At 37.9% G+C, this 20,090-nt stretch carries 18 protein-coding genes; all 18 read right to left on the reverse strand.

The window, feature by feature from the left end; genetic code table 11:
• Window positions 1-152: 152 nt before the first annotated feature.
• Window positions 153-689 (reverse strand): stage V sporulation protein T, encoded by a 537-nt coding sequence (gene spoVT, locus HNP81_RS21935; protein ID WP_182504014.1) that lies wholly within the window; start codon window positions 687-689, stop codon window positions 153-155.
• A 179-nt stretch (window positions 690-868) separates the two neighbouring features.
• Window positions 869-4,405 (reverse strand): transcription-repair coupling factor, encoded by a 3,537-nt coding sequence (gene mfd, locus HNP81_RS21940; protein WP_182504015.1) that lies wholly within the window; start codon window positions 4,403-4,405, stop codon window positions 869-871.
• Window positions 4,406-4,715: 310 nt separating this feature from the next.
• Window positions 4,716-4,946, reverse strand: a complete 231-nt coding sequence (gene fin / locus HNP81_RS21945) for an anti-sigma-F factor Fin (RefSeq protein WP_182504016.1) — start codon at window positions 4,944-4,946, stop codon at window positions 4,716-4,718.
• Between the two features lie 85 nt (window positions 4,947-5,031).
• Window positions 5,032-5,595 (reverse strand): aminoacyl-tRNA hydrolase, encoded by a 564-nt coding sequence (gene pth, locus HNP81_RS21950; protein WP_028390517.1) that lies wholly within the window; start codon window positions 5,593-5,595, stop codon window positions 5,032-5,034.
• A gap of 528 nt (window positions 5,596-6,123) precedes the next feature.
• The gene (locus HNP81_RS21955) at window positions 6,124-6,768 is read right to left on the reverse strand and encodes a 50S ribosomal protein L25/general stress protein Ctc (protein ID WP_182504017.1); all 645 of its coding nucleotides are present in this window, start codon (window positions 6,766-6,768) and stop codon (window positions 6,124-6,126) included.
• A gap of 566 nt (window positions 6,769-7,334) precedes the next feature.
• Complete coding sequence (locus tag HNP81_RS21960; protein ID WP_028390519.1) at window positions 7,335-8,288, reverse strand: ribose-phosphate diphosphokinase; 954 nt, start codon at window positions 8,286-8,288, stop codon at window positions 7,335-7,337.
• Window positions 8,289-8,303: 15 nt separating this feature from the next.
• A complete protein-coding gene (gene glmU / locus HNP81_RS21965) occupies window positions 8,304-9,677 on the reverse strand; it encodes a bifunctional UDP-N-acetylglucosamine diphosphorylase/glucosamine-1-phosphate N-acetyltransferase GlmU (protein ID WP_182504018.1) in 1,374 nt (457 codons plus the stop codon).
• Window positions 9,678-10,165: 488 nt separating this feature from the next.
• Window positions 10,166-10,462, reverse strand: coding sequence for a septation regulator SpoVG (spoVG, locus tag HNP81_RS21970; protein ID WP_028390521.1), 297 nt, complete (start codon window positions 10,460-10,462; stop codon window positions 10,166-10,168).
• Between the two features lie 273 nt (window positions 10,463-10,735).
• Window positions 10,736-11,113: a RidA family protein gene (locus tag HNP81_RS21975; protein WP_182504019.1), complete on the reverse strand. Its 378-nt coding sequence runs from the start codon at window positions 11,111-11,113 to the stop codon at window positions 10,736-10,738.
• A 17-nt stretch (window positions 11,114-11,130) separates the two neighbouring features.
• Window positions 11,131-11,949 carry a pur operon repressor gene (purR, locus tag HNP81_RS21980; protein WP_028390523.1) on the reverse strand — a complete coding sequence of 273 codons (819 nt, stop codon included), beginning with the start codon at window positions 11,947-11,949 and terminating at the stop codon, window positions 11,131-11,133.
• A 61-nt stretch (window positions 11,950-12,010) separates the two neighbouring features.
• A complete protein-coding gene (ispE, locus tag HNP81_RS21985) occupies window positions 12,011-12,880 on the reverse strand; it encodes a 4-(cytidine 5'-diphospho)-2-C-methyl-D-erythritol kinase (protein ID WP_182504020.1) in 870 nt (289 codons plus the stop codon).
• Window positions 12,881-13,379: 499 nt separating this feature from the next.
• On the reverse strand, window positions 13,380-13,556 hold the full coding sequence (locus HNP81_RS21990) for a small, acid-soluble spore protein, alpha/beta type (RefSeq protein ID WP_028390525.1): 177 nt from the start codon (window positions 13,554-13,556) through the stop codon (window positions 13,380-13,382).
• Window positions 13,557-13,805: 249 nt separating this feature from the next.
• The gene (gene veg / locus HNP81_RS21995; RefSeq protein ID WP_028390526.1) at window positions 13,806-14,057 is read right to left on the reverse strand and encodes a biofilm formation stimulator Veg; all 252 of its coding nucleotides are present in this window, start codon (window positions 14,055-14,057) and stop codon (window positions 13,806-13,808) included.
• A gap of 470 nt (window positions 14,058-14,527) precedes the next feature.
• On the reverse strand, window positions 14,528-15,406 hold the full coding sequence (gene yabG, locus HNP81_RS22000; protein ID WP_028390527.1) for a sporulation peptidase YabG: 879 nt from the start codon (window positions 15,404-15,406) through the stop codon (window positions 14,528-14,530).
• 436 nt (window positions 15,407-15,842) lie between these two features.
• Window positions 15,843-16,721 carry a 16S rRNA (adenine(1518)-N(6)/adenine(1519)-N(6))-dimethyltransferase RsmA gene (gene rsmA / locus HNP81_RS22005; RefSeq protein ID WP_028390528.1) on the reverse strand — a complete coding sequence of 293 codons (879 nt, stop codon included), beginning with the start codon at window positions 16,719-16,721 and terminating at the stop codon, window positions 15,843-15,845.
• On the reverse strand, window positions 16,714-17,277 hold the full coding sequence (rnmV, locus tag HNP81_RS22010) for a ribonuclease M5 (protein WP_182504021.1): 564 nt from the start codon (window positions 17,275-17,277) through the stop codon (window positions 16,714-16,716). Before rnmV ends, rsmA begins: the two co-directional genes overlap by 8 nt.
• 398 nt (window positions 17,278-17,675) lie before the next feature.
• Complete coding sequence (locus HNP81_RS22015) at window positions 17,676-18,818, reverse strand: ubiquitin-like domain-containing protein (RefSeq protein ID WP_312859720.1); 1,143 nt, start codon at window positions 18,816-18,818, stop codon at window positions 17,676-17,678.
• Window positions 18,819-19,106: 288 nt separating this feature from the next.
• On the reverse strand, window positions 19,107-19,874 hold the full coding sequence (locus HNP81_RS22020; RefSeq protein ID WP_182504029.1) for a TatD family hydrolase: 768 nt from the start codon (window positions 19,872-19,874) through the stop codon (window positions 19,107-19,109).
• Between the last annotated feature and the right edge of the window lie 216 nt (window positions 19,875-20,090).

A 20,090-nucleotide genomic window follows, 5' to 3' on the forward strand; every position in this document is an offset into this window, starting at 1 on the left:
TCGCGATAAGTACCTTGCGCTTCCTTAGTGGTTAGTCGATGTGTACCCCCACAGTGGACTTTCACCACCTAGATAGTTGCCATGCCTGGCACACACATAAAAAGGACAGCAGCATGCTGTCCTTTTAGTATTTGTATAATGCCTGTCATATATTATTGTTCCATTTGTCTAGCTAAGAAGCTTGCTGCTGTTTCTACCGCTTTATGTTCTACTTCTCCTAGCGTGTCTTCCTTAGAGAAGATCACAACAGCTCCAATTGGATCTCCATTAGCAACAATAGGGGATACTGTATAAGATTGTACTTCCTCATCATGGTTATCAACAAATGAAACTTGTGTCTTTGCTGTAATTAGCACTGAATTACGATCATCCATCGTTTTTTCAATAAAATCACTTACATTTTTATTTAAATAATCTTTTTTCGAACTTCCTGCAACTGTGATATATGTATCACGGTCACAAATTAATACAGGATTTCCTAAGCTATCGAACAATGCCTCTGCATATTCTTTTGCAAAGTCTCCTAATTCACTAATAGGTGAATATTTTTTTAAAATAACTTCTCCATCTCGGTCTACAAAGATTTCTAATGGATCTCCTTCACGAATACGCAAGGTCCTGCGAATTTCTTTTGGGATTACCACTCTTCCTAAATCATCAATTCGGCGAACTATACCTGTTGCTTTCATCTTATGTTGCCTCACTTTCATCAAAATTGATTTCCTAATAATGACCTCGTATTTAAGACAAAATCATTACCGACCTTGAATATAGTATTTTTCTTATGGAAAGTTCTATGCACTTTGAAAAATTTTTTCTTTATTTCCTTAGAAAATTACTTTTTTGTTGGTTTACCTATGGTACCAATTTATTTATTTATCGTTTGATTTTCTTTATTGACATGCTGTAGACCCTTCACAAGTTCGAATAATATACTTAACCATTTGTCATGGTCCATACCTTTTAAATGAAGCACTAGCTTCATTCGATTCCCTTCCATACCTAGCCCAACTGCACGACCAAACTTCGAACTCAAATGAAATACTTTTTGTCCATCAATATTACTACTTTCCTTTTCAGAAATAAAAATCGTAATTTCCTGCTTCAATTGCTTAATGCTTTCAACAGACGCAAGACTTGCATACACTTTGATTTCTGAAATTAATAATAAATAGGCTACTTCAGGTGGATAATCCCCAAAACGATCGACGATTTCTTCTTTCAATTCATCTAAGTCTTCTAAGGTGGAGATGCCTCTAAATCTTTTATACATTTCAATCTTTAGATGACCATCAGAAATATACGAATCAGGGATATAAGCATCCACATCCACATCAATTTCAATTGTTGGTTTCTCTTCAACAGGTTTATCGTTCCTTTTTGCTTCGACAGCTTCTTTAAGCATTTCCGAGAATAAATCAAATCCAACAGAGTCAATGAAGCCGTGTTGCTGAGATCCTAGCAAGTTTCCGGCTCCTCGGATTGATAAATCACGCATAGCGATTTTAAAACCTGAACCTAGTTCTGTAAATTCTTTAATCGATTGAAGCCTCTTCTCAGCTACCTCCGTTAAGACCTTGTCCTTTCGATAGGTAAAAAATGCATAGGCGATCCGATTAGAACGCCCTACTCGGCCTCTTAGCTGATAAAGTTGAGAAAGCCCCATTCGATCAGCGTCATGTACAATTAATGTATTCACATTTGGAATATCAACACCGGTTTCAATAATTGTTGTACTGACTAGCACATCGTATTCTCCTTCTAAGAAACCAAACATGACCGCTTCTAATTCTTGTTCTGTCATACGACCATGCGCATATGTGACTCGGGCATCAGGCACTAACATGGAAATTTCTTCTGCCTTTCTTGCAATATCCTCTACCCTATTGTATAGAAAATAAACCTGCCCTCCTCTTGCCATTTCTCTTTCAATAGCCTCGGTTACTAAAACACCGTTGTACTCCATTACATAGGTCTGAATCGGAAAACGATTCTCAGGTGGTGTTTCAATGACAGATAAATCCCTAACGCCGAGCATAGACATATGCAACGTCCTCGGAATAGGCGTAGCTGTTAACGTCAATACGTCTACATTTGTTTTTAGCTTTTTGATTTTCTCTTTATGAGTAACACCAAAACGTTGCTCTTCATCAATAATAAGTAATCCGAGATCACGATATTCAATATCTTTTGATAACAATCTGTGTGTTCCTACTACGACATCTATCGTACCCGCTTTCAGGCCTTTCATCGTTTCAATTTGTTGCTTTCTTGTTCGAAAACGGCTCATTAGCCCTATATTAATCGGATAGTCTTGGAACCGTTCACGAAGCGTCTCAAAATGCTGCTGGGCAAGAATTGTAGTTGGTACTAGAAAGGCCACTTGTTTTCCGTCCGCCATTGCTTTGAAGGCAGCGCGAATCGCCACTTCCGTCTTCCCATATCCCACATCGCCGCAAAGTAAACGATCCATCGGTCTTTCGCGCTCCATGTCTTTTTTTATCTCATGTATAGAGCGCAGCTGATCATCCGTTTCATTATATGCAAACGCACTCTCAAATTCACGTTGCAAGTCCCCATCTGGGGAGAAGGCATACCCTTTTGCTTCTTCTCGTTCTGCATAAAGTTTAATAAGATCATCTGCAATATCTTGAACAGAGGACTGAACTTTGTTTTTTACTCGCTTCCAATCGCTTCCGCCCAATTTATAAAGCTTCGGTTCCTTCCCTTCTGAGCCTACGTATTTCTGAACTAGATTAATTTGATCTACAGGTACATATAATTTATCATCCGCTTGATAGCGAAGATGCAAATAATCTTTATGAATGCCATTAATCGTAAGGGTCTCGATACCCAAATATTTACCGATTCCGTGATTCACATGAACCACATAGTCTCCCACGTTCAATTCTGAATAACTTTTTATCCTTTCAGCATTTGAAAGCTTTTGACGTCTTGCCGACTTTTTCGTTTTTTTATTAAATAATTCCTGCTCCGTAATCACCGCATATTTTTGAAGTGGTAATTCAAATCCCGTATTCAAACTGCCTTTAAGAATTTGAACCTTTCCCGGTAAAATCTTGCTCGAATCTGAAAGTTCCGCAGCATCGATATCATAATCTGCCAAAACACCTACTAGTTTTTTTACCCGTTCATCATCAGGACCTAAAATAACTACTGCATACTTCCCTTTTTTCCAACGTTCGATTTCAGCTTTAAAAACATTCATTTGTCCATGAAAATTTTGCATTTGCTTACATGTAAAATTCAAGATATTTTGCGGGTTTGTATGCGGTACATGGCGCAAAAACAACGATAAGTATATCAATTTCTGCCTTGATTGAGCGATAAGCTCGGGGAGCTTGTGCGAAATTTGAATATCATGTACTATTTGACCCGCTTCAAGTAAGCTTGTGTACCATTCCGCCTCTTCTTTTTCAAGTGTATCGTTAATTTCTTGAATTCGACTAATCTCATCTAGGATAATTAACCCATTACTCGGCATGTAATCTAGCAAACTAGTAGGTCTTTCATAAGCAAGACTTAAATATTTAAAGACTTGATCAGGTCTGTGCCCCGTTTTTAGCTGCTCTAACTCATGCGAGATCGTTTGCAGCATTTGTTCCTTAGCTTGACTATTTTTTATCTTCGTTAAACTTTTGCTTAATTTACTATCTAGCAACTCGATGATTCTTTCATAATGTTCAGACTCCAAGAGATTTTCAGTCACCGGGCCAATCTTTATATGGTCGAGTTTATTAAGTGAACGTTGATTCTCGAGCGAAAATGTCCGGATTGAATCAATTTCTGTATCAAATAATTCAATTCGAATTGGATTGGGCTCGGTTATCGGATAAATATCAATAATACCGCCTCTTAAGCTAAATTCGCCGGGCGATGAAACCATTTCTGATCTTGAATACCCCATAGTAATGAAAGTATGTAATAAGCTATCTAAATCAACATCTGTCCCTAATGAAAAGTGTAATTGATACTTCTGCCATAATTCTTTTGATGGCAACATTTTTCGCAAACCCGGAATTGGTACAATAACAACGCCTTTTTTTGCATATGACCAATAATTTAAAGCCTCTATGCGCTGGGCTCTTAGCTCAGGACTCGCGACACTCAACTCAGCGGCAATTAATTCGTTTGAAGGGTAGATAAACAACTCCTCTTCGGAAATAAAATTCACCAAATCTTCCTGAAGTTTTTGAGCCTGCAATAGATTATGTGTAACAACCAGTAATGGCCTTTCTGTTTCTTCATACAATGCTGCAATTAACATCGAGCGGGATGAACCTGATAATCCAGAAACTAATTGCTCCTTCAGTCCTTCATTGATCCCAGTTAGTAACGAATGGACTTCATTATGTTTAGTGAATAAATTTTGTAAACCATTCATCTCACCTTCTCCTCCCTTTTCTGACTATTTTACTGCCTATATATATTCCATTATTTATTGATTCAAAGGCTCTGATAAACTTGCCTGTTGATTGGAAGGTAAGGTGTTCGCTTTCCGCTGGCGGTCCGGGAGCTTCCTCAGGGCTGTGCGCCTGTGGGGTCTCCCTTTGACTCGCTTTTCTTAGCAGGAGTATCACACCTTCTGTTCCAATCAGCATAGTGCCAAAATCAATAATGAGCTTTAACATAGCCAATTCAAAAATACTGAAACGGAAAAATGCTTTGGATTTCGATCCAAAGCTTACTTCCGCTTAATGAATTATATAATCATTTTGATGCAAGTCAGGGTTCTTTTGCAATGCTTCGTGGCAATCTTCGCAAATTGCTTTCACATGTACATTCCCCACTGAATCATAAGCAATCATATCTTGCCGTTCCTCATCATTAAGTTGGGTAAGACCCAGCTGCTCTGAATGTAGTATAGTTTCACTTATCGTTCCTATCTTAGTGCCACAATGCCTACATGTGTAATGGAGAGCCATTAACTAACCCCCTAATTTAGAAAGATTACCCTTATTATTGGCCTAAATAGGGGGATAATATTCAGCCTCCAAAACTTTTTTAGCATTATGATTGATTATACTCATTCATAACTTGTAAGAATGGGGACTTCAACCATTCCTCACATGCAAGGGCGCTTTTTTCAATTGTCTCTCCAATCTTTGTCCACTCTTCTTCGGTAAATCGACCCAATACATAGTCAGACACAGGAATTCTTCCCTCTGGTCGACCGATACCGACTCTGATTCGGTTGAACTCTTGTATACCTAGGTGAGCAATTGTTGATTTAATTCCATTATGTCCACCTGCACTGCCCTTTTGACGCAAGCGAATTCTACCAACAGGCAAATCTAAATCATCATATAGTATGACTAAATCCTCTACCTCAAGTTTAAAGAAAGTCATAACAGCCGAAATGGACTCTCCCGATAAATTCATATATGTTAGTGGCTTTAGCAACAAGACCTTTTCACCATTTACCGAACCGATTCCATAAACCCCTTTATGCTTTGCTTGATCTAAAGGAATCGACCACTTTTTCGAAAGCTCATCTATTACTTCAAACCCAATATTATGTCTTGTTTTCTCGTATTGTCTGCCAGGATTCCCTAGCCCAACGATCAATTTCATGATTCACACTCCATTTATCCCGCATTAACGGAAGTCAAATCCCCCACCTTAAGGCTTAGAAGAATCGAAGAAGCGTAGGTGGGGAATAAACTGCGTAAAAGCCTCATTGGTTCAACTAACAATGGGGGATGAAGACCTCCCCACACTGATTGAAGTTTCACTTTTATTAGAATCATCCATGAGCATCTGCTTTAAAGCCCATCGATGAAAAAGGTTCAGGTTCTAAAAACTGAATTATCTTATGTAGATGGCGGTGTCGCGCTGATTTTGCGAAGCCCCACCCCTTTTCCACAGAAAAAAAGGTCACCAGCTTTTAATTACAATACATTAAATTTTTAAACATCCTATGAAAATCTTACCTCATCTCTACATATAGTTGCAAGCAGTATAAGATTTAACATCATGGATGAGCTTTTCTATACAATAATAAAAAGGACGCAACCTTCAACGGTTACGTCTATTATATCATGTTCAGAATGTTTGATATGCAAGAATCCTGTCGAACAACTTTCGACATGTAAGGAACTCTTATCCTTTAGATTCAGGCGAAGCTTTTGTTTCACGACCTTCTTGGTTTTCAGGAATACCTCCATCTTGCTGCTCACCTGTATTGATTTCCTCTTCTTGGCGTGGAGCAAGGACTGATGCAATAACTTCTTCATCTTCATGGTTAAATGTAATCCTATAATTTCCTTTTACATCTCCTACTGTTACAACATCACCAACCGCTAAATTTGTTACATCTACATCGATAGCTTCAGGGATATCATTCGGCTTAGCGGTAATCGTCAATTCATGAACAGCTTGTTGTAACACACCGCCATCTTTAACACCCGTAGAGTCTCCTACAAGATTAACTCTGACATGTGTCTGCAGTTCAGTAGACATATTTACAATAAGAAAATCAGCATGATAAATACTACTTTTAAGTGGGTCTTGTTGATAATCTGTAAGCATGACATTTTTCTTTTGACCTTCAACATCTAAAGATATAATTCCATTTCTCCCGACTTCCTTAATCGTCTTAAAGAAGTCTCCACTGTTAATCGAGATTGCCGTGCTTTCGTTGTTGTTACCGTACACAACCGCAGGAATCTCGCCACTCAATCTTAATTGACGTAATATGGACCCTTGAGATTTTACTCGCTCTTTCGCTACTAATACATTACTCATTTATCTCATTCCGCCTTTCTAATCAAAACTCATAGTTCCTCTCTATAAAAATTGCCCTTAATTTGAAATTTCTAAACATTTTTTTGAAAACATAAAAAAAACAGCAAGGAAATAATAAACTGAACCCTTAGATTGGATAAAGGAAAAACACCTCTTATGTCACATAGATAAAACTATATGACATAAGAGGTGTTTTTTTATGGGGACAAGAGTGCATTATCCAGCCGAAATAAAATGGGAAGCTATAAAAATGGTCATTCTTCTACCGAATTAGTGATGTACTAGGTATTAAAAGTAGTAACCAAGTAAGGATATGGATACAGTGGTATAGGAATGGAGAAACTCATAGGCTTGAACAGCCTGTGGGGAAAAAAATACATTTTAATAAAGGGATAGGTAAACTCACAGAAATAGTGAAAGAATATATTAATTAATTTAACATGTAAGAACCCAAATAAAACTAAATAACCAGCCCCCGATTAAATATCGAGAACTGGCTACGGCATAAATGTATTTTTTCTGAATCCCATATATGGAGCTCAGACTATAATCTCTGCGGTTTTTTATTAATCAAATAAAGTACTAACAGATTGCTCTTCATGAACACGGATAATTGCTTCCGCAATTAATGGAGCCACTGATAATTGTACAACTTTATCTATTTTTTTCTCTTCACATAAAGCAATAGAGTTAGTTACAGCCAATTCTTTGATTTTTGAATTTTTGATTCTATCAATAGCAGGTCCCGATAAAACTGGGTGTGTACAACACGCATACACTTCTGTCGCCCCATTTTCAACAAGAGCGTTAGCAGCTAAAGTAATTGTACCCGCTGTATCGATAATATCATCAATTAGAATTGCCGTTTTCCCTTCAATGTTCCCGACAATATTCATAATCTCTGCCACATTTGGACGTGGACGGCGTTTGTCGATAATAGCAATTGGAGCTTTTAAGCGATCTGCCAACTTACGGGCACGCGTAACCCCACCGTGGTCTGGAGAGACAACGACAACATCTTTCAAATTTTTACCCTCAAAGTAATCGGCTAAAATAGGTACAGCCTGCATGTGGTCAATCAAAATGTCAAAGAATCCTTGGATTTGTGGAGCATGCAGATCTAATGCAATTACACGGTGCGCCCCAGCCGTTTCTAATAAATTAGCTACAAGCTTAGCTGTAATAGGTTCACGAGCACGCGCTTTACGATCCTGACGAGCATATCCATAATATGGCATAACGATATTAATTGTTTTTGCAGAGGCACGTTTCAAAGCATCAATCATAATCAATACTTCCATCAAGTGCTCATTTACAGGATCACTTGTTGATTGGATTACATAGACATCACAACCACGGATGCTTTCCTCGATATTAATATGAATTTCACCATCACTAAAATGAGTAACAGAGCATTTACCCAGCTCTACGCCAATCACTTCTGCAATTTCTTCCGCTAAACCAAGGTTTGAATTTAAAGAAAAAACTTTTAAATTTGGATCTAAATACTGATTTGACATGATGACCTCCACAGGTTATTTATTAAATTTCAGATTCTTAATATAATCTTCTTTATTAACTTGACGAGCACGAGCAATGGACAAGGCATTCCCTGGTACATCCGAAGTAATCGTAGACCCAGCAGCAACATATGCGCCTTTTCCTACAGTTACAGGTGCCACCAAATTAGAATTACAGCCTATAAAGACTTCATCTTCAATTTTGGTTAAGTGTTTATTATAACCATCGTAATTAACTGTAATGGAACCACAGCCTATATTTACATCTTCTCCAACTTCAGCATCTCCAATGTAACTTAGATGTGATGCTTTGCTTCCCTTACCAAAAACTGTTTTCTTAATCTCAACAAAATTGCCGATTTTCACTTCATCCTTAATATCCGATTGTGGACGGATATGCGCAAAGGGACCTATATTAACATGATCACCAATGCTACTGTCAGAAGCTACTGATTGTCTCAAAATTGAGCTGTTACCTATATGACAATTATCAATTTCTGTATGAGGTCCAATGATACAATCGCTCCCGATCATACTGTTTCCTTTAATGATCGATCCTGGGTAAATGATAGTATCTGAGCCAATTGTAATATCTGCTTCTATATACGTATTTTCAGGGTCAATAATAGTCACACCACTTCGCATATGGCCTTCATTAATACGCTGACGCATCAACTTCTCTGCTTGTGACAAAGCAACTCGATCATTGACACCCATCGTCTCATTAAAATCTTCCGTTTGATAAGCCGTAACAATCTCTCCTTGAGATTTTAAAATTTCAATGACATCCGGAAGGTAATATTCACCTTGTGAATTATCATTAGACACTTTTTGTAAGGCTGTAAATAAAGCTTTGTTATCAAAACAATACGTACCCGTATTAATTTCCTTCACATTTCGTTCTAAATCATTCGCATCTTTATGCTCCACAATTTTCTCAACAAGACCCGCTTCATTTCGAATAATACGACCGTACCCATCTGGGTTTGTCGCTAGGGCTGTCAGAATACTCGCTTTTGCATTCGTTTCTTCATGAATCTTCATCAAGGCTTCCATAGTGTCCGCTTTAATTAACGGTGTATCTCCACAAACAACAATGGTCGTTCCGTCCTTTTCACCCAGCATATGATCAGCTTGCATCACAGCATGAGCCGTCCCTAACTGTTCTGCTTGCAGGGCATACACACATGCAGAACCAAGCTGTTCCTGAACCTTTTCCGCTCCATGTCCAGTAACAGTTACAATCTCTTCTATTTGTAATTGACTAACCTGATCCACAACATGTTGGACCATTGGTTTGCCACATACAGGATGCAAGACTTTGTATAGTTTAGATTTCATTCTGGTACCTTGTCCTGCCGCCAAAATGACTGCATAGCGATTCATCATAACAGGCCTCCATCTTTACCTTTTTATCCATTAAAAATATTATCTTAAATAGGTATAGTTTTCAACAAGAAAAGCTGAAACGCAACTTTCCTATCTCATTGCTTCTATGACATATCCTACTCTCCCAGCGACTTCATCAAATTATACACACCTTGCAAAGCCAGAATAATGCCCCTATTGCAGCTTGACTTCACTATGCGCATCCCTTTTGAAGATTAACGCACGGTATCATGTTTAAGGATATTCTATATTTCATAAGTTTGAGTACCAAATCAACTTGCTCAATTAGTCACAAATAAGTCTCTCTTTATTATATACTTTTCTAAAGACTTTTTTAGCGCTATTAACAAATTTTATTAGGGAAATTTTTTCTATATGCCAATGAGGGTATAGGGGGAAACTGAAAAATCCACAGCACTTCTTGAATAAACACTAAAAAGAGCCTTACTTTTGAAGTAGGCTCCTGATGCTATTCCATTTAAATTATTTTACGAAGCTCCTGCTCCAGCTTCTTCTAATTCAACTTCCAATTCTCCTAAGCGATGATATTCCGCTAAAACAGCTTCCTGGATTTTACCACGTGTTGAAGAATTAATTGGATGGGCGATATCGCGGAATTCTCCATCCGGCGTTCTTTTACTAGGCATTGCAACGAAAAGACCATTATTACCATCAATCACACGAATATCATGGACAACAAATTCATTATCCAAAGTAATAGAGGCGATAGCCCTCATTCGACCATCAGTATTTACGCGGCGTAATCTTACGTCAGTTACTTCCATTCCTGTTCACCACCTTAAATAAATTAAAAACTTAGAATATATATTCAACAAGGATAACGTATTCTCCTTTTTTAAAATGCTATTTTTTTAAAAAATGTAAATAATATTTATATTTTTTCTTTTATTGTTATTATTAGGATTTAATAGGGGGGTAGTAAGATGGTTACAACAAAAATAAAGATATGTAGCGAAATTTGGAGCCTGCTTATGTATACAGCAAAAACTTGCCTGAAAAACAAGGTACTACTTTTATTCATAAAAAAAACGCCCGTATTATTTAACGAGCGCAACTACTTCAATTTCAATTAAAGCGTCTTTAGGAAGGCGAGCTACCTCTACACAAGAACGTGCCGGCTTATGAGTTGAAAAATATTCACCATATACTTCATTAATACTGCTAAAGTCGTCCATGCTCTTAATGAAAACGGTCGCTTTAATAACAGTTTCCAAGGAAGCACCAGCTTCTTTTAATACAGCCTTCAGATTGTTAAATACTTGGTGAGTTTGTTCTCTAACATCACCCGTTACCATTTCCCCTTCCGCTGTAAGTGGAATTTGTCCTGAACTAAAAAAAAGATTATTGACGATAATTCCTTGTGAATATGGACCAATTGCAGCAGGTGCCTCGTTAGTATGGATAGATTTCATCATGCCCTCTCCTTTATCATTCAATTATTTAAATAATTACCTCTTGATACTGAGATTATTTTATCACGTTCATCTACTTCTGTTAATTTTATTAAAGAAACAAATTGATCGATAAGGCGTTCTTCTATTTCTTCTGACTCCACAAAAACAGTAATTCCAGCAAGAGTTGCTTTGAACTCATCTAGTAAGCTAACCATCCCTTTAACAGTACCGCCGGCTTTCATAAAATCATCGACAATCAGGACATTAGACCCTTCCTCTAGACTTCTTTTTGAAAGAACCATTGTCTGAATACGTTTAGATGATCCAGATACATAATTAATACTAACCGTAGGCCCTTCCGTTACTTTGTTATCTCTCCGAACAATCACAACTGGAACATTTAAATAATTTGCAACTGCATAAGCTAATGGAATTCCTTTTGTGGCCATGGTCATGATGACTTCTACCTGCTTATCAGCGTAAGCCGCAGCAATAATTCGACCAATCATATTAACTGTCTCTGGGTGACCCAAAATATCTGTCATATATAAATATCCACCTGGCAACAGACGTTCAGGGCTCGCTATAATACTGCAAAGATGATCGATAAAAGCGGTTGCTTCATCTGACTTAATGCCTACCAAGTATTTTACACCACCTGCAGCTCCAGGTACTGTCGTTAACGTTCCAATTCCTCTCTGTTCGAACGTGTCTTTAATAATGGTTAAATCTTCACTAATTGATGACTTTGCCGAACTGTATCTTTCGGCAAAAAAAGTGAGCGACACCAAGCGGCCGGGATGAGCAAGTAAATAATTTGTCATATCAATAAGCCTCTCGCTACGCTTAAATTTCATTTTAACACTCCTCGCCAAAAAAACGAATATTATGTAATAAATATAACACTAACGTCCGATTTTATTCAATAGCACTTAAATCACCTAACATCCTAACTGCATATACTTGATCGCAAAAGCCACGCAAGCCATTATAAATTCGCTGCATACGGGAATCATGTTCTACTAGACCAAACACCGTGGGCCCGCTTCCACTCATTAACACCGCATCTGCACCAAAGTTTTTCATTTGTGACTTAATATTCGCAACCTCAGGATATAATTGCAATGTAACTTGTTCAAGTACATTCCCAAGCCCATTGCATACTCTATCATAGCTATTGTTTTCAATCGCAGAGATCATTTCCTTAATATTTGGATGGCTAATGTTCCCAACCTGGAGTCTTCGATAAATATCGGCGGTAGATACTCCAATTGTAGGCTTAGCTAGGACTACCCAACATTTAGGTGGAGCAGGTAACTGTACAATTTTCTCGCCTCTCCCTTTTGCTAAAGCAGTACCGCCATAAACGCAAAATGAAACATCTGAACCAATCTCTGCGCCAATTTCAGCAAGCTCGTCCATAGATAAATTTAATTTCCAAAGTTTATTCAACCCTCTAAGAGTAGCTGCCGCATCACTGCTACCTCCAGCTAAACCAGCTGCTACAGGGATATTTTTTTCTATAGCAATTTGAACCCCTGTGTTAATTCCATATCGTTGCTTTAATACGTATGCTGCTTGATAAGCTAAATTCCGATGATCATCAGGAACAAAACGATTATGTGATAGAATTTCGATTTGATTTCCACCGATCTCCTTCAGTTCAATTCTATCTGCCAAATCGACCGTCGTCATGATCATTTCCACCTCATGGTATCCATCCGGCCGCTTAAAAAGCACATCCAATGCTAAATTAATCTTAGCCGGCGCTTTCTCCATAAGCTTCAATATTTCCACCTACTTTTACGTTCTTCTAAAGTTCTTGTCCTATTTTATCATATTTGATTTCATTCTAAAGGTTTTTTCATGGTAATTTCAATGCATACTATTCAAAACTACAACGAAAATAAGAAATGTTTTAAAGGTGATATTGAGGTAGTGATAAAATGAAACTACAATCAATGAGGTCTTCGCTAAATCTTCGATAAAGCGACACTACTAACCTAACTCAATGAATCACAGAAGATAGACTAAATATGCGACGTCCTTTAGTCTATCTTCTGTGTGCCCCACATTCTGTAGGTGCAAACTTTACCTCTGCTTACGTATCAGTAAGTTTCACTGTATTTCTCAAATCAGGTTTTCATGGGATAAAAAGCCAGACCTATCCGCATGGCCATCTAACATTTTGTTAGACTCCATAAGTGGATAAAGGGTCTGGCTTTATAAACTAATGTGCAGCGATGATTTATTAAGTGTTCGGTAAAATTCGCTCAACCATGCTTGATTATCTTTTCTCCATCAATTGGCGCTCAGCCATTTCGATAGCAAGTTTAACCATATTACCCGCATCGCGTGCTCGTATTCCTCCCCAGCCTTCCTTTTGGACAACATCATAAAACCCCAATTCCTTAGCTAATTCTTCTTTAAGACCTGGTGACATGATGCCTTTTCTTCTGCCCAAACGAATCAGCCCCTTTTTATCATGCTGCACAATTCTAGTTTCTACATTCAGAAATAAAACATGAACTCCTTATTTATCCATTTGGAAATTTTATTTCTCTTTTTCATCATATAAAGCCAGAAAAGTATTTAGCATAATAAAATAAAACTTTAACTTGTAAGTCATACTGCCCGTTAATAAGGGATAGACTTCGTATAGTGCGCTAGACAATAAAAAAAACAGCAAACAATAGTTTGCTGCCACTTAAAGTTACATTTCTTGCTGTTTATTCAAAAATGTTAATTCTACTGTTTCCGTTAATACATCTGCATAGCTGTAAGATACTCTTTCGAACGCATTTTCATCCTGATCGAGCTCAATCACAAAGACAGCCGGATAAGTCTCTGCTAACGTACCAAAACGTTCAACAGTTTTTCTTCTTCCGCCGTTTGCTTTTAAGAGCAACCGTTTCCCCAAATTGGAGTCTAGTGAATTTTTAATATCCGCTAAAGTTTTTGGCATTTCGGTCCACCTCACTAAGTTTAGTATATCACAAACCAGCAATAAGGTCAAACAAAATAATAAATTATATCAGCATTTAAATTTGTTTGTCAATATTTTTTTATGTAAATACGTAATAATTTAAATACATTTTTTATTATCTCTATTATTTAGAAAAATTATGTAAACCTTACGCTTCCAATCTTGTCCATATAAACCCATATCGCGCTACGTTAAACGGCACGACCCGAGTTTAAGGACAGATGAACACAAAGCAACTTTAATAAGACTGCTGTGTTGAAGCACTATTTATAATTCTCCATAACCTAGGTAGAATGACTACGTGCCCCACTTCCATTCGGATAAAAACAAAAGGGTGTCTCATAAGGGTCTGACCTCACACTTTAAATCAGTATTCGTGTTTCATACACGTGACTTATACTGTGGTTAGTTGTTGCGAGGTTCTGACCCTTTGCTTTTGGACCTCCCTTTTATTCATCTTTATTGATATTATATGGCATACCGGTTCTAAGAACTCCTCTCGTTTCAATACCCCCGAGTCCCTTTTCACCCGTTAATGTATTTCTAAGCACATCCCATACATGAATATAGTCGGTAAATGGCGTGAAGCTGACTTTAGCGACTATATACACAGGATCTAACGCATGTATATTCACTCTTGATGGTGAACTCGCAAAATTGGCACCTGCTTGAATTAACGACTCGAAATGTGATTGACAAGCCCCAGCAAAAATAACAAGTTGATCAAGGTGTGCGATTTTATTTCTTGCTTCTCGCACCGTTTGCACAAAATGCCTAGAGTGCCGATAAGCATTTATGTCCTGAAGAGGACCTTTGGACTTCGAATATGCATCATGACCTGTAATAACCAAGATGTCTGGACGATATTGATCAATAAGACTACCAATGCGGATAGGCATCTCTTTCTCATTACAATAAACTCCTTTTACTGGAACTCCAATCTTTTCATATAATGTAAGGCATTTATTTAAATACGAGGCATCCCCATCAATATGCAACACTTTTCCCGGAATTTGAAAAAACTCCCCATTATACCGATACCCATCGCTTAATTGGTAATTACTTTTCTCTGTTTGTAACTGTTTATCTTGGTTAAATAAATGATACGATTGTTCTTGGAGAGCCTCGCTTGTTTTTTGCCGGGTTTGCCTTTCTTCTTCATTAATTTTAATTAAGTCGCTAAAAGGCGCATCTGCAATTAAGCGGATATCCTCACCGTATAGGATTGCAACCTGGCTTCCATCCACTAAATGTATGTCAATCACTCTGAATAAAATGTCACACCCATATGATGATCTTCCGACAATATCATTCACTCGTAAATTCATACTCTCACCTCGTGACAAGATAACATCATGTCTTGTCAGATTTTCATTCCTTTTACACTATGCATGCTCATCTCGATTTGTGAAATGTCCATATGGCCAATTCGTAATATTGGAAAAGTACATGCACCTAGGTTTAACATAAGAACGTATGACTAGAGGTATTAGACGGCTTTTAGCTAGATAGCAAAACACATAAAAAACATCCATGGGTGTCTGCCCAACCTAATGTTGAAATAAATTTCGGGTTCTCAAATTGTATAACCTTATGCAGGTGCGGACATATTTCAAAGCCCCGCCCCTTTTCCACAGAAAAAGAGGTTGTCCCAAAAGTGACCTCACACTCTATACACCGTTTATGTCATGTTCACGTCTTAAACGATATATAGGGATATTTGGTCTGACCTTTCGTTTTGGGGCAACCTCTTCTTACTCTGGTTTATTTAAAATAAAGAAGGAGTTCATCACTTAGTCTGCCGAATTCTTCAATAGATAAGGTTTCTCCTCGTCTTGTTGGGTCTATTCCGGTATGTCCCAACGCTTTTAGAATTTGATCTTTTTTAGATTTCCCATCAGGTAGTTGGCTCGTTAAATTATTAAGAATGGTCTTCCTACGCTGTGCAAAGCTTGAACGGGTCACTGTAAAGAAAAATTCTTCATCTTTTACTTCAACAATCGGTTTTGCTCTTTTCACTAATCGAATGACAGCTGAATCTACATTTGGCTGTGGCATAAACACCGTTTTTGGAACAATCATAACCGTTTCAGCTTCCGTGTAATATTGAATCGCGATTGATAAAGAGCCGTATTCTTTCGTTCCCGGTTTAGCAGCAATACGATCTGCCACTTCTTTCTGTAGCATCACAACCAATCCGCGAATTGGTAAATTTTCTGTCAATAATTTCAGAATGATTGGTGTCGTTACATAATAGGGAAGGTTCGCTACGACCATTACATCGTCGATACCTATAAATTCTTCTGCTATTACTTTCTCCACATCCGCTTTTAGAATATCTTCATGGATGACAGTTACATTATTGTAGGGTGATAATGTGTCTTTTAAAATAGGTAGAAGACGCTGATCAATTTCAAAGGCTGTCACTTTTTTACTACTCTTCGCGAGTTGCTCCGTCAATGCACCTATTCCTGGTCCAATTTCAATAGCACCACTCGCTTCAGTCAATTCAGCGTGTTCCACAATTCTTCGTAATATATTCGTATCAATTAAAAAATTTTGACCCAGACTCTTTTTAAACGCAAAACCGTACTTTTTTAAAATTTCCTGTGTACGAATCGGTGTTGCTATATCCTTATGCATGTTTTTCCTCCTGATCCATCTTGTTAATTGCATGATAAAAATCATCTCTTGAGATTTGGAACATCTTCAGCCTTTTATGTAACTGTTTCCCGTTTGTAAATCCGATTTTCAATAAAAGTCCAAGCTGCTCTCTTCTTTCCCGTGCACCTTCTCCGCCAATCAATCCTGCTTCGATTAGCTCTTCCTTGGAAATCTCTTCACTTGCATCCTCATCCATTGTTTGAGCTTCCTTCAATGCATTGCGAATCGCTTCAGGTAATGCGTGCTCAACACCGAGTCCCCTACCTGTCTTTGGCAACGCCTGCTCCTTAGATAAGAATGCATGCTTGCATCCCGGTACTTGTTCAGTGATTGTGTTCCGTATTTTCTGTCCAGGAAAATCTGGATCAGTAAAAATAATAACGCCCCTCGTTTGCTGAGCAAGTGTTATTTGATCAATCACTGATTTATTAATAGCAGACCCATTTGTTTCAATGGTATCAGCGTTGACAGCCCGCTTTATTGCAACGGTATCATCTTTACCTTCTACAACAATAATTTCTTTAATTTTTCTCATATTTTCCTCCAAATAACTGAAACTATTTATCCCACATTAACGGGCAGTAAAAGCCCGATTAGTGTCAGTGAAACTTACCGATGCGTGAGCAGGGTAAAGTTTGCTCCCAAGGATGTGGGTCACACAGACGAAAGCCTAACGGACACTGCGTACTTAGTCTGTGATTGTCAAACCGGGTTCGTAGTGTCGCTTTAAAACCTAGCGACACTAGAATGGGATAATCAGTGGGGGATGAAGAGAAACGTCACTGATTATGATTGAAGTTTCACTTTATAGTGTCACACCGTCTAATACTAATTAATATAGAAATGTGTATGTTTTAGGATCTTTAAACTTTACTTGTACCATTATAACGTAAAAAAGCAGGAGATATGCAATCCCCTGCCACTGTAAACTGATTAATTTAAGACGCGGATTTTCACTTTTTTTACTCCCCATCGGTATGCATCCGATTTTGAGGGAAAGAACACATCTATTTTATGTCCTTTAATAGCTCCACCTTTATCCGCTGCAATTGCATATCCATATCCTTCAACATATACCTTTGTACCAAGGGGTATCACTCTCGGGTCAACAGCGATGACTTTGGCATTAGGGTTTTGTTTTAGATTAACACCTGTAGCTGTGGTTCCTGAACAACCATTACAGCTTGCTGTGTAAGCAGTCGACGACACGTAAAGCTCCCTGCCTGAACCTTGAGAATTATCTTCTCCACGGGACACTTGAGCAACTAATTGTTTCGTCCCTACTGCTACCACTTTGTCTGTTTTTTCAGTTACAACTTTTTCAGATATAAGTGCACGATCAACTTCTTTACCGTTTTCTTTTGTAACTGCAAACTGCCTAGATATTATTCCGTTCTTACCTTCACGCACAACTTTTTCTTTACCTTTATGCAATGTATCGTCCTTCTTCGTGATGGTTGCAAACTGAACAGGTTCTTCCACTACATCGGTGACTTTTTCAATTCTTATGACGTTAACAGTATTCTGTGGTTGAACGTTTTCTGCCAGCTGTGGCTCAACTCGATCTAATTCATTGAGCTTCACACCTTGTTGCCTTAAAAAGTCAGCGACCGTAGTCGAAGTTGACCAAACCTGCTGTTCATTACCACCTAAAACTAGCTTTATTGGAAAAGCTCTTTCGATGGCAATCTGCATGTTATCTTCAATTTTTGAATCTTCAGAATGGCTAAGCTTATCATGTGTTGCAACATCCAATTTCTGTTCCGAAAGAAATTCCTCTACTTTTTTGGCTGTTGTCCAAATGACTGTTTCTTTTCCGTCAATATTCAGCCTCACTTGCTGGGCTGGTCTCCACTCGACCTCTAACCCATCCTTTATGATACTGTCTTTCGAAGGATGTATATAATCTTCAGTTTTTGCAGTAATCTCGAATTCTGCCAATATATCATTTACGGTAGCGGCATGTGTTTTCACGATTGTTTTCTGTCCATTAAGCGTTAATGACACCGTGTTCTTTGTCCCTTGATAAAACAGCATTCCTACTGAAGCAGCGACTATTATCGTACCACCTAGCACAATAGCTATTCTTTTTTTCCCAAAAGACTTGGGAATTAGGTTTTTCATAGATTGTAATATAATGAAAAACTCCTCCTTCCTCTGGGTGATTATATAGACATTCTAACAAAGCTGTCAACTCATACAGTTATCAATTTGGAAAGTAGTTCCTATTATGAACACTCTCTAGTAAATTGAAAAGGAAGAGTTATCGACACGTCTATCCCATGAACCACTTGAGATTTGTAGAACTTTTGAGAAACAAGTTTCCATTAGACAAATTTAGCGAGAAACTGACAAAAATTGCTGTCAGTTTATGCCGAATAATTTCTTTGCATTCCGAGTTGTTGCCTCAGCTACTTCTTCAAATGTAATCTCTTTAATTTCTGCAATTTGCTCTGCTACCAATTTTACATATGCAGGCTCATTACGTTTTCCGCGGAATGGATGAGGCGCAAGATATGGACAATCTGTTTCAATTAGCAAACGGTCTAGTGGTATTTCAGCAGCAACTTCTTTCGGTTTTTTAGCATTCTTAAATGTTACAGGTCCTCCAAGCGAAATGTAGAAGTTCATCTCTAAGCATTCCTTGGCAATTTCGGGGCTGCCGCTAAAGCAGTGCATAATGCCACCTACTTCATGTGCATTCTCTTCTTTCAGTATTTCAACAATATCTGCTGTTGCTTCTCTATTATGAATAATAATTGGTAGTTTTACCTTTTTCGCTAGCTTTATTTGTTTTCTAAACACATCTTTCTGGATGTCCTTTGGTGATTTATCCCAATGATAATCCAGTCCCATTTCACCAATCGCAACTACCTTAGGATGCAAGGCTAAATCCTCAATCCAGTTTAGATCTTCGTCTGTCATGTCAACTGCGTCAACAGGATGCCACCCTACTGCAGCATAGATAAAATCATATTTTTCAACCAATTCCATTGCACGTATTATCGTTGGTCGGTCAAACCCAACAACGACCATATTGGAAACGCCAGTTTCTTTCGTCCTTTGAATCACCTCTTCCAAATCTTCATCAAACTGCTTATCATTCAAATGAACATGTGTATCAAATAACATCATCTTCGCCCTCTCTAGTAATATTCTATTAGTAATTACAAGTTTTCATGTTTCTCATTTATGTAACAAATATATTACAAACAAAACTTCTACTGCTTTAATATGTAATTATTTACTAAGAAAACTCAATCCAGAAGCAAGTTATCCCCACCTAACACAATGGTGGCGGTGCAGAGCTGGATTTTAGATACTTTCTCGATAAAGTAAGTATACCCG

The organism is Peribacillus huizhouensis (assembly GCF_014138605.1).
Lineage (GTDB): Bacteria > Bacillota > Bacilli > Bacillales > DSM-1321 > Peribacillus > Peribacillus huizhouensis.

Coding starts and splice junctions, on each gene's coding strand:
- spoVT (WP_182504014.1), bottom strand. CDS start 689: ATGAAAGCAACAGGTATAGTTCGCCGAATTGATGATTTAGGAAGAGTG.
- mfd (WP_182504015.1), bottom strand. CDS start 4,405: ATGAATGGTTTACAAAATTTATTCACTAAACATAATGAAGTCCATTCG.
- fin (WP_182504016.1), bottom strand. CDS start 4,946: ATGGCTCTCCATTACACATGTAGGCATTGTGGCACTAAGATAGGAACG.
- pth (WP_028390517.1), bottom strand. CDS start 5,595: ATGAAATTGATCGTTGGGCTAGGGAATCCTGGCAGACAATACGAGAAA.
- HNP81_RS21955 (WP_182504017.1), bottom strand. CDS start 6,768: ATGAGTAATGTATTAGTAGCGAAAGAGCGAGTAAAATCTCAAGGGTCC.
- HNP81_RS21960 (WP_028390519.1), bottom strand. CDS start 8,288: ATGTCAAATCAGTATTTAGATCCAAATTTAAAAGTTTTTTCTTTAAAT.
- glmU (WP_182504018.1), bottom strand. CDS start 9,677: ATGATGAATCGCTATGCAGTCATTTTGGCGGCAGGACAAGGTACCAGA.
- spoVG (WP_028390521.1), bottom strand. CDS start 10,462: ATGGAAGTAACTGACGTAAGATTACGCCGCGTAAATACTGATGGTCGA.
- HNP81_RS21975 (WP_182504019.1), bottom strand. CDS start 11,113: ATGATGAAATCTATCCATACTAACGAGGCACCTGCTGCAATTGGTCCA.
- purR (WP_028390523.1), bottom strand. CDS start 11,949: ATGAAATTTAAGCGTAGCGAGAGGCTTATTGATATGACAAATTATTTA.
- veg (WP_028390526.1), bottom strand. CDS start 14,057: ATGCCAAAAACTTTAGCGGATATTAAAAATTCACTAGACTCCAATTTG.
- yabG (WP_028390527.1), bottom strand. CDS start 15,406: ATGAATTTACGAGTGAATGATATTGTCGGAAGATCATCATATGGGTGT.
- rsmA (WP_028390528.1), bottom strand. CDS start 16,721: ATGCATAAGGATATAGCAACACCGATTCGTACACAGGAAATTTTAAAA.
- rnmV (WP_182504021.1), bottom strand. CDS start 17,277: ATGAGAAAAATTAAAGAAATTATTGTTGTAGAAGGTAAAGATGATACC.
- HNP81_RS22020 (WP_182504029.1), bottom strand. CDS start 19,874: ATGTTATTTGATACACATGTTCATTTGAATGATAAGCAGTTTGATGAA.